This window comes from Streptomyces sp. NPDC005784 (genome assembly GCF_042871525.1).
GTDB lineage: Bacteria > Actinomycetota > Actinomycetes > Streptomycetales > Streptomycetaceae > Streptomyces.
In genome coordinates this window covers 53,410-66,180 of sequence record NZ_JBIAIQ010000008.1, presented here as the reverse complement: position 1 = coordinate 66,180, position 12,771 = coordinate 53,410, and the positions used below count along the sequence as shown (strand labels likewise).

At 71.4% G+C, this 12,771-nt stretch carries 11 protein-coding genes; all 11 read right to left on the bottom strand.

What is annotated here, in order from left to right; genetic code table 11:
* Positions 1 to 28: 28 nt before the first annotated feature.
* The 11 genes from ACFYR3_RS15870 to ACFYR3_RS15820 all read right to left on the bottom strand — a co-directional run bounded on the left by ACFYR3_RS15870 (position 29) and on the right by ACFYR3_RS15820 (position 12,528).
* Positions 29 to 1,180, bottom strand: a complete 1,152-nt coding sequence (locus ACFYR3_RS15870; RefSeq protein WP_389283589.1) for a homoserine O-acetyltransferase — start codon at positions 1,178 to 1,180, stop codon at positions 29 to 31.
* The gene (locus tag ACFYR3_RS15865) at positions 1,177 to 2,538 is read right to left on the bottom strand and encodes a bifunctional o-acetylhomoserine/o-acetylserine sulfhydrylase (RefSeq protein ID WP_389283405.1); all 1,362 of its coding nucleotides are present in this window, start codon (positions 2,536 to 2,538) and stop codon (positions 1,177 to 1,179) included. Before ACFYR3_RS15865 ends, ACFYR3_RS15870 begins: the two co-directional genes overlap by 4 nt.
* Positions 2,539 to 3,096: 558 nt before the next feature.
* Positions 3,097 to 3,654: an NADPH-dependent FMN reductase gene (gene ssuE / locus ACFYR3_RS15860; protein ID WP_389283403.1), complete on the bottom strand. Its 558-nt coding sequence runs from the start codon at positions 3,652 to 3,654 to the stop codon at positions 3,097 to 3,099.
* A 245-nt stretch (positions 3,655 to 3,899) separates the two neighbouring features.
* Positions 3,900 to 4,676: an alpha/beta hydrolase gene (locus ACFYR3_RS15855; RefSeq protein ID WP_389283399.1), complete on the bottom strand. Its 777-nt coding sequence runs from the start codon at positions 4,674 to 4,676 to the stop codon at positions 3,900 to 3,902.
* A 1-nt stretch (position 4,677) separates the two neighbouring features.
* The gene (locus ACFYR3_RS15850) at positions 4,678 to 5,712 is read right to left on the bottom strand and encodes an LLM class flavin-dependent oxidoreductase (RefSeq protein ID WP_389283397.1); all 1,035 of its coding nucleotides are present in this window, start codon (positions 5,710 to 5,712) and stop codon (positions 4,678 to 4,680) included.
* A 115-nt stretch (positions 5,713 to 5,827) separates the two neighbouring features.
* Positions 5,828 to 7,168 carry an LLM class flavin-dependent oxidoreductase gene (locus ACFYR3_RS15845; protein WP_389283395.1) on the bottom strand — a complete coding sequence of 447 codons (1,341 nt, stop codon included), beginning with the start codon at positions 7,166 to 7,168 and terminating at the stop codon, positions 5,828 to 5,830.
* A gap of 37 nt (positions 7,169 to 7,205) precedes the next feature.
* A complete protein-coding gene (locus ACFYR3_RS15840) occupies positions 7,206 to 8,084 on the bottom strand; it encodes an ABC transporter ATP-binding protein (RefSeq protein WP_389283393.1) in 879 nt (292 codons plus the stop codon).
* Positions 8,084 to 9,004: an ABC transporter ATP-binding protein gene (locus ACFYR3_RS15835; RefSeq protein WP_389283391.1), complete on the bottom strand. Its 921-nt coding sequence runs from the start codon at positions 9,002 to 9,004 to the stop codon at positions 8,084 to 8,086. The genes ACFYR3_RS15840 and ACFYR3_RS15835 overlap by 1 nt, the downstream gene beginning before the upstream one ends.
* Positions 9,001 to 9,903, bottom strand: a complete 903-nt coding sequence (locus ACFYR3_RS15830; RefSeq protein ID WP_389283389.1) for an ABC transporter permease — start codon at positions 9,901 to 9,903, stop codon at positions 9,001 to 9,003. Before ACFYR3_RS15830 ends, ACFYR3_RS15835 begins: the two co-directional genes overlap by 4 nt.
* 2 nt (positions 9,904 to 9,905) lie before the next feature.
* Positions 9,906 to 10,934 carry an ABC transporter permease gene (locus ACFYR3_RS15825; protein WP_389283387.1) on the bottom strand — a complete coding sequence of 343 codons (1,029 nt, stop codon included), beginning with the start codon at positions 10,932 to 10,934 and terminating at the stop codon, positions 9,906 to 9,908.
* A 31-nt stretch (positions 10,935 to 10,965) separates the two neighbouring features.
* Entirely contained in the window at positions 10,966 to 12,528 is a 1,563-nt protein-coding gene (locus ACFYR3_RS15820; RefSeq protein ID WP_389283385.1) for an ABC transporter substrate-binding protein, read from the bottom strand.
* Positions 12,529 to 12,771 lie beyond the last annotated feature (243 nt).

The window sequence follows — 12,771 nt, the reverse complement described above, 5'->3', positions numbered from 1 at the left end:
GGGCCGCCGGGGCGGGCGCCCAGCAGTCCTAGCCGATCAATTCACTTACCAGTGCGGCGACTTGTTCCACCTCGATGAGGAAGCCGTCGTGTCCGTACGGAGACTCGATGACCCGAAGGTGGTCCGCCGTGGGGATGCCGGCGGCCAACTCGGCCTGCTGGGAGGTCGGATAGAGACGATCGGAGTCGACTCCGGCGACGAGCGTCCGCGCTGTCACCCGGCCCAGGGCGGAGCGTGTGCCGCCCCGGCCGCGCCCGACGTCATGACTGTTCATGGCCTGCGACAGCGTTACATAGCTGCCGGCGTCGAATCGCCGCACCAGCTTGGCGGCATGGTGGTCGAGGTAGGACCGCACCTGATAGCGGCCGCCGTCCCACGGGTCCTCCGTGCCCTGTGGCGCACGGCCGAAGCGGACCGCCAGCTCGGGCTCGCTGCGATAGGTGACGTGGGCGAGGCGGCGGGCCTGGCCCAGCCCCGCGTGCGGTCCGTTGCCGGGGGCGGCGTCGTGGTAGTCGCCGCCCCGCCAGTTCGGGTCGCCGCGGATCGCCTGCGCCTGTATGTCGGCCCAGGCGATCTGCTCGGCGCTCGCCGCCGCCGAGGTGGCCAGCAGCAGGAGCGCGTCCGTGCGCTCCGGATACGAAACCGCCCATTCCAGGGCGCGCATGCCGCCCATGGAACCGCCGATCACCAAGGCCCATCGGCCGATGCCCAGCGCATCGGCCAGGCCGGCCTCCGCCGCCACCTGGTCGCGCTGGGTCAGAAACGGGAAGGAACTGCCCCAGGCCGGACCGTCGGGGCGGGGTGAGGACGGACCGGTGCTGCCCTGGCAGCCGCCGAGTACGTTCGGTGCGACGACGAACCAGCGGTGCGGGTCCAGGGCGAGTCCGGCCCCGATCAGACCGTCCCACCAGCCGGGCGTCGGGTGGCCGGGCCCGGCCGGTCCGGCGACGTGGCTGTCGCCGGTGAGCGCGTGCAGCACCAGCACGGCGTTGGAGCCGTCCGGTGAGAGCCGTCCCCAGGTCTCGAACGCCAGCCGCACACCGGGCAGTTCACCGCCCGCCTCCAGGGGCAGCGACTTGTCCTGGAGATGCCACTGCCGGTGTCCGGGCGGGTCCCCCTCCCGCCAGCCTCCGGAGGCCGGCGGGAAGGGGACCGCGGACGGTGTGAGTACGGTGTTCAGGACGCGCCCTTCGCCGCGCGGAAGCCGGCCTCCAGGTCCGCCTTGAGATCGGCGAGGTTCTCGATGCCCACCGACAGCCGCACCAGACCGGGCGAGGTGCCGGTCGCCGTCAACTGCGCCTCGTCCAGCTGACTGTGGGTCGTCGAAGCCGGGTGGATGAACAGGCTGCGTACGTCCCCGATGTTGGCGAGATGACTGAACAGCTCGACCGCGTCCACGAACCTCTTTCCGGCCTCGACGCCGTCCCGCAGCTCGAACGCGAGGACCGCCCCCGCGCCGCGCGGAAGATAGCGTTGCCCCGCCGCGTACCACCGGTTGGACGTGAGGCCCGGGTAGTGGACGGCGGCGACCTCGTCGCGCTGCTCCAGCCACTCGGCCAGGGCCTGAGCGTTGGCGGAGTGCCGTTCGATGCGCAGGCTGAGCGTCTCCACCCCCTGGAGCAGCAGGAAGGCGGAGTGCGGCGACAGCGCCGGGCCGAGGTCCCGCAGCAATTGCACCCGGAGCTTGACCGCGAAGGCACCCGGGCCGAGCGCCGGCCAGTATTGGAGGCCGTGGTAGCTCGGGTCCGGCTCGGTGAAGCCGGGGAAGCGTTCGGCGTTCGCGCCGAAGTCGAAGGTGCCGCCGTCGACGACGACACCGGCGATGGTGGTGCCGTGTCCGCCGAGGAACTTGGTCGCCGAGTGGACGACGATGTCGGCCCCGTGCTCGATGGGCCGCAGCAGATACGGGGTCGGGACGGTGTTGTCGACGATCAGCGGCACGCCCGACGCGTGCGCGACGTCGGCCACGGCCCGTACGTCGAGCACGTTGCCGCGCGGATTGCCGAGCGTCTCCGCGAACAGCGCCTTGGTGTTCGGCCTGATCGCGGCACGCCAGGCTTCGGCGTCGTCCGGGTCGTCGACGAACGACACCTCGATGCCGAACCGGGGGAGCGTGTGGCGAAGGAGGTTGTACGTGCCGCCGTACAGGGACGTGCTCGACACGATGTGGTCCCCGGCGGACGCCAGCGTCAGGATGGCGAGCGTCTCCGCCGCTTGGCCCGAGGCGAGCGCGACGGCCGCGACTCCGCCCTCCAGCGCCGCGATGCGTTGCTCGAACACGTCCTGGGTGGGGTTGTGGATGCGGGTGTAGATGTTGCCCGGCTCGGCCAGTGAGAACAGGTCCGCCGCGTGCTGGGTGTCGCGGAAGACGAACGAGCTGGTCTGGTAGATCGGCACCGCCCGCGCCCCGGTCGTCGGGTCGGGCACGGCACCGGCGTGGATCTGCTTGGTCTCGAACGACCAGGCCGAGGTGTCGGGACCCGCGGGCTCGTCGTCGGGGGTGTGGCCCGCGGTCACGGAGTCGATGGGCTGGCTCATGGTTCTCCCTTGTGCGGTGTGCGGAGGCGCAGGGGGTGCTCGGGGTGCGCCGGCTGTGGCGTCGGTGGAGGCACCGCGGAACCACGAGCTGCGAGCCGCTTCCGGAAAGGGCAGCGGGCAGCAAGGGGTACGGCGCGGAAAGAGGGGAGGAGAAGGGTGATCGGTTACCGGAGCGAGGTGTCAGCTCACGGTGCGACAACCCGTGGTGGTGACACGCACGTAGTCGACGTGGCGGCGGGTCACGAGCACGGTCGTGGAGCCAGGTAACCACATATGGTCACGGCGCACCAGCATGAACGCCGGGCCGCGGAATTGACGCACAGCTCAGACCCCGGACGCCTGTCGAAGCGGCCCCGCCCTGACGTCGGTCGTGCCCTGGCCCGGCGCTGAGCATGGTCGTCGCCCGAGGTCGCGCAGGCCGCTCCTCGACGACTCGGGTCGGCCCCGCGAGCGTCCGCCCGCGCCGCCACCACGCGGAGCGTACGACAGAGGTCTCGCCTCCCCACCGCCCCCGGACAGCGGGCGCGGACGCGTTCAGGGACGTGGCGCCGGAAGTCCTCAGCCGGTGGACGCGAGTGCGTTCGTACGGCCTCCCAGCGCTGCGGAGAAGTGGTCCGTCACCTGCGCCAGGGCCTGGGCGGTGGCGGGTGCGATGACCGGTGAGCCGTCCTCGCCGACGGTGACGTCCTTGTCGAGCGTGAACCAGCCGGGCACGATGTGCGACGCGCCCATGGAACTCAGCACCGGACGCAACGCGTAGTCGATGGCGAGAACATGGGCCGTACTGCCGCCCGTCGCGAGCGGCAGCACCGTCTTGCCGGTCAGCGCGTACTGCGGGAGCAGATCGAGGAGCGACTTCAGCAGGCCCGAATAGGCCGCCTTGTACACCGGCGTGCCGATCACCACCCCGTCCGCCCGCTCGAACAGGGCAGCGGCCTCGACGATCGCCGGATGCCGGAAGTCGGCCCCGAGCAGTGCGTGGGCGGGAAGGGTGCGCACCTCCAACGGGGTCACCTCGTGCCCCTGGAGGCGGAGCCGGTCGTCCAGGTGTCGCAGGAGACGTGTGGTGCGGGATGTGGGGGAGGGGCTTCCGGAGACGGACACGATCGTGGCCATGGCGGACCTTCCGGGTCGGGATTCGGTTGCGTGACGTGGGTGTGCGGCGAACGGAGCTGGAGCGGGGGCCCTTGGCGGAGGTGTCACGGCGGCACGCGGAGCACGCGGCGCTCTGGGCACCCGGGACACTCCGGGCGTGGGCCGTGCGGACGGTGGTACTCCGGCCGTCCGGGCGTCGCCTTCGGATGGGGCGGCGGCCGACGGCGGCGCCCGACGTCCGGCGGCGACGCCCGGACGATGGGCCTTCACCAGGCGCTCGACCGGACCGTGATCAGCGGCCGCAGTTCGTTGCGGAGGGTTTCGAGGAACGTGACGACCTCGGCCGCCACCGAGCGGTGCTGGAGGTCGTTGAGGACGTCGTGGTGGGCGCCGTGCACGACCGAAAGGCGGGCCAGGGGCAGTGACTTGGCCACCCGGGCGAGTGCCTCGTGGTCGGCGAGCGGATCGGAGTCGCCGACGAGCAGCAGGGTGGGAACGGCTGCCTCACTGTCGTAGGCCGCGCCGAGCACGGAGTCCGGCAGAGCGTCGTTGAGCGCCCCGCGCCGTACTTGGGGGTCCTGGGTGAGGTTGCCCCGGTGGGCGGGGCAGGAGGTGCGGACGTCGAGCTCCTGGTCCCAGGTGCCGACGGCGGAACCTGTTTCGGCGGACGGTCCGGGGAGGCCGGCGAGGACGAGGGCGTCCGGCTGCCAGGCGGCCGGAGTCTTCGCCCGGCCGAGGAGCGCGGCGAGCGCGACGGCCCCCGAGTCCGCCCCGACGAGGACGACCGGCCGCACGACACCGTCCTCGGACGCGGTGTCCTCGACCGCTTCGGCGAGCCGGGCGGCCAGATCGGCCAGGGCCGCCGTCGGGTCCTCGGCGTCGAGGGTCGGGGCGTCGATCACCCGGACGCGGTAGGCGTCGGCGGCGAGCCGTCCGCCGAGGCGGGCGTACGTCGCCCGGGTCTCGCCGCGGCCGGGAACCACGAGGATCGTGCCGCGGACACGGAGGCCTTCGGGGCCGTGATGGTCGCTGTACTGGGTCATCTCATACTCCTGCGGATGCGGGCTCGGCCGTGTGCGCGGGCTTCCAGCCCAGCGCGGGTGCCACCTCGGTCGCGATGAGTTCGAGGGCACGGACGGCGGCGTCGTGGTCGGGGACGGCGGGGTTGAACTGGGCGATCAGGTCGGTCGCGACGGGCAGGACCTTCTCCTGCCGCAGCGCTTCGACGACGTCGTCGGGATGGCCGTAGAACGTGTGGAAGCGGCGCAGCGCCTCGTCCGCGTCGAGACCTTCGGGGAACGCGCCGTTCTCCGCCATGCGCAGCGCCGCCCGGTGCACGTCGTCGCCGATCGCGCTGACCGCCGTACGCCGGTCCCTGGCCGGAAAGATGAAGCGGGACAGGCCGATGCGCGGGCGGTGCGGCCGGTCCCAGGCGGCGAGGAAGGCGTCGGCCCAGGGGCGCTGCACCTCGTCGGTGGGGGCGTCGAACCCGTAGGCCGCCCGGTTGAGCAGCAGGTTCGAGCCGCGGCTCGCGGCATACTCGGCTCCCCGCGCGCTGAACACGCCCTGCCAGACGCGGCGGCCGAAGTCGCCGGGGCGGGGCTGGATGCGGAAGTCGGGTGTGCCCACGTCATCGTGGGCCAGGGCCCGGCGCAGGACGTCGAGGTTCTCGTTGGTCAGTTCGCGCTTGCGGTCGGCGTCCTTGCCGAAGGCGGCGTACTCCACGCCGCTCGATCCGCTGCCCACGCCGATCTCCACGCGGCCACCGCTGAGGGTGTCGACGGTGGCGATGTCCTCGGCGAGGCGGACCGGGTCCTCCAGCGGGAGGACGGTGACGGCGGTGCCCAGCCGGATCCGGGTGGTCCGCGCCGCCGCGTGGGCGAGGAAGGTCCAGGGCGAGGACAGCCCGCCGCCCCCGAGGGAGACGTGGTGCTGGGCGACCCAGCCGACGTCGAAGCCGAGTTCGTCGGCCACGGCGAACAGTTCCTGCGCGTTGCGGTAGGTACGGGCGATGTCCTGGTCCCGTCCCTGGACATGGGTGAGGAAGCCGAGCCGGAAGCGTGGTCGCTCGCTCGTCATGAGGTGTCGGCCTTTCGGTGTCGGGCCGCCGCACCGGCCGGTTCCGGGGTGAGCCGGCCGGTGCGCGGGGCCGCGCGGCGAGGGTGTGCTCGACCGGTCGGTCGGCGCGCGGACCTCAGTCGTTCACGAGCTGGGGCTCGCGGATGTGGCGGTTGGCCGGGACGGGCAGGCCGAGGTTGCCGCGCAGGGTGTCGGCCGCGTACTCGGTACGGAACAGTCCGCGCTTCTGGAGGATCGGGACGACACCGTCGACGAAGAGGTTCAGTTCGTCCTCGGTACGGAAAGCCAGGTTGATGCCGTCGAAGGTGCCGGCGTCGAACCACTTCTCGATGGTGTCGGCCACGGTCCCCGGCGCCCCGACGAACGGTGAGCCGCGGAACTGATTGACGGACTCGGCGACTTGACGCAACGTCAACTTCTCGGTCCGGGCGCGCTCGATGAGGGCCGCCGCGCCGGTGCGTCCGCCCTTCTCGGCGAGGTGCGCGACGTCGGGGAACGGCGCGTCCAGGTCGTGCACGCTGAAGTCGTAGGCGCCGAAGGAGCGGCCGAGCAGGGCGAGGTTGCGGTCGAAGTCGTTGTCCTCCTCGAAGATCTCCCGCTCGCGGCGCCGGGCCGCCTCGTCGGTGGCGGCGACGACCGGGCTTCCGTGGATGAAGATCTTGATGTGCTCGGGGTCGCGTCCGTAGGAAGCGGTGCGCTTCTTGATGTCGGCGTAGTACTCCTGCGCCTGCTGCAGGGTGCCGCCCGGCGCGTAGATGCCCTCGGCGACCTGCGCGGCGAGGTCGCGGCCCTCCTCGGACACCCCGGCCTGGAAGATGACGGGCTGGCCCTGCTGGGAGCGGGAGAGGTTCAACGGTCCCGCCACCTTGAAGTGCTCGCCGTCGTGGTCGAGCGGGTGCAGCTTGGCCGGGTCGAGGAAGACGCCCCGGTCCACGTCGGCCGGGAAGGCGTCGTCCTCGTAGGAGTCCCACAGGCCCCGGGCGACCCGGACGAACTCCAGGGCGCGGCCGTACCGGGCCGTGTAGTCGAGGTGTTCGTCGAGTCCGAAGTTCCGGGATGTGCCGGTGTCGAAGCTGGTGACGACGTTCCAGCCGGCCCGGCCGCCGCTGATGTGGTCGAGGGAGGCGAACCGGCGGGCCAGGTTGAACGGCGAGTTGTACGTCGAACTCGCCGTGCCGACCAGGCCGATGTGCCGGGTGTGGGTGGCGACCGCGGACAACAGGGTCAGCGGTTCGAGGCGGTTGAGGTAGTGCGCCGGGTAGGTGGCGTTGATGAACTGGCTGTCGACGATGAACAGCGCGTCGAACAGGGCGTGTTCGGCCGCCTTGGCCAGCCGGATGTAGTAGTCGATGTCGATGCTCGCGTTCTTCGCTACGCGCGGGTCCTTCCACAGGCCGTGCTGGCCGGGACCGCCGACGCCGTAGGGGTGGAGGGCGAGATGGATCGTGCGGGGCATGGCTGTTCTTCCTGTCTCTCGTGGGGTTTTCAAGCGTTCAGGCGTTCAAGAGGGCGCGCAGAGCCGCGCGTTCGGCCCGGTCGGCGGATGCGGAGTGCAGGGTGGGCGCGGAACGGACGAGCAGGCGCGTGTACGCGTGCCGGGGCCGGGTGATGACATCGCGGGCGGTACCCGCCTCGACCAGCTCGCCCTGGTACAGCACGGCGATGCGGTCGGCGATCCCGGCGACGGAACCGAGGTCGTGGGAGATGAAGACGAGGGCCGCACCGTCGTCGCGGAGTTCCTCGAGGATCCGCAGGATCTGGACGCGGTTGGCGGAGTCCAGGGCGCTGACCGGCTCGTCGAGGATGACCAGCCGGGGTTCGGTGACCAACGCCCGTGCCACTGCCACGCGTTGGCGCTGCCCGCCGGAGAGCTCACCCGGCAGCCGGTCGAGCAGGTCCTCGGTGAGGTGGACACGGGCGAGGAACGCGCGGACCCTGCGTGCCGCCTCGTCGCGGGACACACCCCGGACGAGCAGCGGTTCGGCCAGGGAGGCCTCGATGGTGAGGTCCGGGTCGAGGCTGCGCAGCGGGTCCTGGAAGACGTACTGGATCACACCGCGGCGCCGCAGGGCCCGCCACTGGCGCCCGCCGTAGGTGCTGACGTCCTCACCGTCGACGACGACGGACCCCGCCGAGGCGCGCACCAGCCCGAGCACGGCCCGAGCGAGGGTGGACTTGCCCGAACCCGTCTCGCCGATGACGCCGACGGTTTCGCCCGGCGCGACGCTGAGCGAGACGCCGCGCAGCGCGGGTCGGCGTCGCCGAAGCGTTCCGTAGTGCACTTCGAGGTCCTTGACCTCCAGGACGGGTTCCGTCGGCTCCCCGGTGGTGGTTCGCGCGGACGGTTCGGTGGCCACGGCGTCGGTGCTCATTAGTCCCCCTCGGGATCGGGCGCGAGGAACTTCTCCAGGCCGTACTGCTCGTGTTCGGCAATGAGCAGCCGGGTGTACTCGTGCCGCGGATGGTGGAGTACGTCCCTGGTCGGGCCCTGTTCGACCACCTCGCCCCGGCGCATGACGAGGACCTCGTCGCACAGCTGGGCGACGACGGCCAGGTCGTGGGAGACCACGACGAGGGCCAGTCCGGTCCGCTCGCGCAGGTCGTCAAGCAGGTCGAGGATCTCGGCCTGGACGGTGACGTCGAGCGCGGTGGTGGCCTCGTCCGCGATGAGGATCCGGGGGCCGGCGGCGATCGCCACGGCGATGAGGACCCGCTGGAGCATGCCGCCGGACAGCTCGTGCGGGTACTGGGCGTGGACGAGTTCCGGGTCCCGCAGGTGGACGGCTCGCAGCAGTTCGATCGCCCGGCGGTGTGCCGCGCGCCGCTTCAGTCCCGTCTTGACCCGGACGACCTCGGCGATCTGGACCCCCACGCGGATCGAGGGGTTGAGATAGGACGCCGGGTCCTGGAAGACCGCGCTGATCGTGGCGCCCCGCAGAGCCGTCCACTGAGCGGGCGACAGGCCGGCGATGTCACTGCCGTCGATCTCCACCGAGCCGCCGGTGATCTCGAAGTGGGCGGGCAGGATCCCCAGCGCGGCACGGCAGGTGAGGGTCTTGCCGCTGCCGGACTCGCCGACGATGCCGACCGCTCTGCCGGGTGTGAGCGCGAAACTCACGCCGTGGACGATCTCCCGGTCGGCGGCCCGGTCGCCGATGCGCACATCGCGTACGGCCAGCACCGGGGACGGCGGTTCGGCGGGCTGCCGTGCGGAACCGATCTCGGTGGTCTCCTCGATCTCCTCGGCCTCGGCCTCGGCCTCGGCGAGGAGCTTCTCGGACAGGGTGGTCATCGCACACCTCCTGCGGGAGCGGGAGCGGGGTCGAGGTCGGCCTCGCGGCGGCGGTTGGCGCGGGCCCTGCGGCTGTTGACCAGTGCGCGGCCCGCCTCGCCGGAGACGTCGCGGATCGCGTCGGCGAGGAGGTTGCAGGCCCAGACGGTGACCATGATCAGCAGGGCGGGGGTGAGCGGTGCCCAGGGCTGGTGGCTGAGATAGCCCAGATCGGAGGCGAGCAGACCGCCCCAGGTGGGCGCGGGAGGCTGGACGCCGATCCCGAGGAAGGTCAGGCTCGACACGATCACGAAGCCGACGCCGACGGTCTGGGCGAGCGCGACCGCGATCGGCGGGAGCACCTTGGCCCAGACGTGACGGCGTACGATCCAGCCGATCGAGGCGCCCGAGACGATCGCGGCCTCCACGTACGGCGAGCGGGCCACGGCGAGGGTGGCCGCGCGGGCCACGCGGTAGAACAGCGGGGACACCAACGCGCCCGTGACCAGCATCGCCTGGGTGAGACCGTTGCCCAGCAGCGCGATGACGGCGACGGCGAACAGCAGGAACGGCAGGGCGACCAGGGTGTCGGCGAGCCGGAGGGTGACCCATTCGAAGACCCGGCCGAGGTGGACCGACAGGATGCCGGGGACGGCGCCGATGGCCAGGGCCGTGAACGCGACCTCCAGCGAGCCGAGGACGCTGACGCGGGAGCCGTCGAGGAGCCGGTTCAGCACATCACGGCCGAGATAGTCGGTCCCCAGCCAGTGGGCGCCGGAGGCGGCGGCGAGCGGGTGGTCGCTGGTGGCGAGGGGGTTCTGCGGAGCGAGCAGCGGCCCGAACAGGGCGAGCACGGCGATCGCGGTGAGGACGGCCAGGGCGATCCGGCCGGAGGTGAGGGTGAGGACGCGGCGCACCATGGTCACACCCCCCGCTGCGAGGCCGGCGTGACGCGCGCCAGCACCAGGTTGACGAGCAGGTTGAAGGCGACGACCAGCACGATCGACACCACGAGGACGCCCTGCACGGCCGGTACGTCTCCGGCCTGCGCGGAGTCGTTGGCGAACCGTCCGAAGCCCTGGAGGCCGAAGATCCATTCCGTGACGACGGAGGCACCGACCAGCGCGGGGAACTTCAGGCCGAGGGTGGCGAGCGCGGGCCCGAGGCCGTTGCGCAGCACATGGCCGAAGAAGATCCTGCGCGGGCTCAGCCCGCGCACCACCGCGCCCGTCACATAGTTCTCGCGGTAGGCCCCGACGAGGCTGCCGCGCAGCTGCCGGGCGACATCGGCGACGACGTCGAAGCTCAACGCGACCGCGGGGAGGGTGATGTGGGCGAGCCACGGCCCGAACCCCTGCTCCGCCGGAACGTATCCGGCGGAGGGGAACAGGTGCAGTCCCACGGCGAAGACCGCGACCAGCACGATGCCGACGACGAAGGCCGGCATCACCGAGATCACCGTGACGAAGCCCGTGATCGCGCGGTCGACCCAGGTGGTGCGGCGCAGTGCCGCGACCGTACCGAGGGCGAAGCCCGCGACCACGCCGATGAGCAGCGCGAAGGTCGCCACCGACAGGCTGACACCGAGGCCGAGGCCGATCAGGGTGGAGATGTCGGCGCCGTTGGTCCAGCTCGCGCCGAGTTGTCCGTGCAGGACGCCGCCGAACCAGTCCCCGTACTGGACGAGGAAGGGCCGGTCGAGGCCCCAGTGGGCCTCGACGCGGGCGACCGCTTCGGGAGTCGCTTCCTCGCCCAGCTGGATGCGCGCCGGGCTGAGCCCGCTCAGTGACCGCAGTGCGAACGTCACGAACGTCGCGACCAGGAAGACGGGCACGAAGATCGCGACCGACCGGGCGAGGGCGGCCAGGACGCGGCCCAGGGTGTGCCGTGTCCTGACCGCGACGGCCGTGAGACGGACGTCGGGTGGGGCCGGTGCCTCCGTCGTTGTCATGGGTTGCCCCCTCTCTGTCGTGGGCGGAGTGTCAGCTGGAGCCGGCGATGGTCACGCCGGTCCAGTCGATGTGGGCCGGGTTCTTCGGCAGGGCGGAGATGGACTTGCTCTTGGCGATGAGGTTGGGCGAGGAGTACGTGAAGACCAGGGCCTTGCTCTCCAGACCGGCCCGGGTCGCCGCCTGGAGGACCTTCGCGTAGTCGGGCGAGTCCAGCGGGGTCTCGCGGACCTTGGCGATGGCGGCCTCGAAACCGGACGGCTCATAGGGTGAGCTGAGGTTGAGCGGGCCGTTCGGGCCGAAGTGCGCGGTGAGGGTCTGCGCCGCGGAGTCGCGCCCGGTGGTGCCGTACAGCGAGAACGTCAGGTCCTTGGCGAAGAACGGCGTGGCCCAGTTCTTGTCGATCTTGATGGTGACGGTGATGCCGACCTTCGCCAACTGAGCCTGGACGATCTCGGCTTGGGGGTCCTCGGCCGGGATGACCAGGTTGAGCTTGAGGCCGCCCGCCTTGTAACCGGCCTCGCCCAGCAGCTTCTTCGCCTTGGCCGGGTCGTAGGCGTATGCGTTCGCCGACTGCGGGTCGAAGGCTACGTACCCCTTGGGGAAGGGCTGGTTGGTCACGGAGCCGTAGCCGAAGGTCAGCTTGTCGACGAACTCCTGACGGTTGATCGCGTAGCGGACTGCGTCGACGACCTTGTCGTTGTCGAACGGCGCCTTGTTGGTGTTGAGGCTGAGGTTGGCGGCGTTGAAGCCGGGCTGCACGAAGACGTCGAGTCCGGCCTTCTTGGCGGCGTCGGCCTGACTGGGCGCTATGTCCGCGAAGTTGTAGACGCCGGTCTGGAGGCCGGAGACCACGGTGGAGGCGTCGGGGGCGGAGGTCAGTTCGACGTCGTCGATGTGGATGTTCTTGGCGTCCCAGTAGTCCGGGTTCTTCTTGAGGACGGCCTTGGTGCCCGGGACGAGCTGCGTGACGGTGAACGGGCCGGCGCCGACCGGGCTCTGGTCCAGCTTCTCGGGGGAGGCGGCCGCCTTGGGGCTGGCGATCTGCAGGACGCGCTCGCCGAGCAGTTGGGGGATCTGGTAGTCGACCTGGCTGAGGTGGATCACCGCGTCCAGGCCCTGGGCGTCCACCGACTTGATCGAGGTCAGGTCGCCGAAGAGAGCCGAGTTCTTCTGCTTCTGGGCCCGTTCGATCGCTGCCTTCACGGCGGCGGCGTCGACGGGCGCACCGTCGCTGAACTTCAGGTGGGGGCGCAGATGGAAGGTGATCACATCACCCTTGGCGTTGTACTCCCAGCTCTTGGCCAGGTCGGGGACGGCTTTTCCGTTCTCGTCCGTGCGCGTCAACGAGGCGTACACCAGGGCGAGTTCACGGAACTGGGCCGAGCTGCCGCTGACGACCGGGTCCCAGTGGGCGGGGAAGTAGGAGGAGGTCCACTTGAGTGCGGCACCGCCGGTGGCCGACGAGGCCTCGCCGCCGCAGGCACCGAGCGCGGGGACGAGCACGGTGGCAAGGGCGGTCCCCAGGGCGGCGGCGCGCAGCCGGTCGGAACGGAAGGTAGCGGTGTGGGTGCGGAGCGTGAGGCGTCCGGGCATCGGTTTTCTTTCTGCGAAGGCTCCCGCCCGCGCCGGGGCGGCGGAAGGAGAGCAAGGGCGGAACGCCCCGCCGACGGACGCCGCGCAGGCCGGGGACGGGCATGCCCGCGTGGGCTTCGATGCGCACGTGGGCATGCCGCGCTCAGGGCAGGAGGCGGCGGATCGCGGGGAGAGCCGGGAGGTGAAGGGGGCGGAGGCGACGAAACGCTGAGAGGGCGGCGCGCGATGACGGGGGCCGGGCGG

Bases quoted from the DNA above. Each gene is read 5' to 3' on its own strand.
- ACFYR3_RS15820 (WP_389283385.1), bottom strand. From the start codon at position 12,528: ATGCCCGGACGCCTCACGCTCCGCACCCACACCGCTACCTTCCGTTCC.
- ACFYR3_RS15835 (WP_389283391.1), bottom strand. From the start codon at position 9,004: ATGACCACCCTGTCCGAGAAGCTCCTCGCCGAGGCCGAGGCCGAGGCC.
- ACFYR3_RS15840 (WP_389283393.1), bottom strand. From the start codon at position 8,084: ATGAGCACCGACGCCGTGGCCACCGAACCGTCCGCGCGAACCACCACC.
- ACFYR3_RS15825 (WP_389283387.1), bottom strand. From the start codon at position 10,934: ATGACAACGACGGAGGCACCGGCCCCACCCGACGTCCGTCTCACGGCC.
- ACFYR3_RS15855 (WP_389283399.1), bottom strand. From the start codon at position 4,676: ATGACCCAGTACAGCGACCATCACGGCCCCGAAGGCCTCCGTGTCCGC.
- ACFYR3_RS15850 (WP_389283397.1), bottom strand. From the start codon at position 5,712: ATGACGAGCGAGCGACCACGCTTCCGGCTCGGCTTCCTCACCCATGTC.
- ACFYR3_RS15830 (WP_389283389.1), bottom strand. From the start codon at position 9,903: ATGGTGCGCCGCGTCCTCACCCTCACCTCCGGCCGGATCGCCCTGGCC.
- ssuE (WP_389283403.1), bottom strand. From the start codon at position 3,654: ATGGCCACGATCGTGTCCGTCTCCGGAAGCCCCTCCCCCACATCCCGC.
- ACFYR3_RS15865 (WP_389283405.1), bottom strand. From the start codon at position 2,538: ATGAGCCAGCCCATCGACTCCGTGACCGCGGGCCACACCCCCGACGAC.
- ACFYR3_RS15845 (WP_389283395.1), bottom strand. From the start codon at position 7,168: ATGCCCCGCACGATCCATCTCGCCCTCCACCCCTACGGCGTCGGCGGT.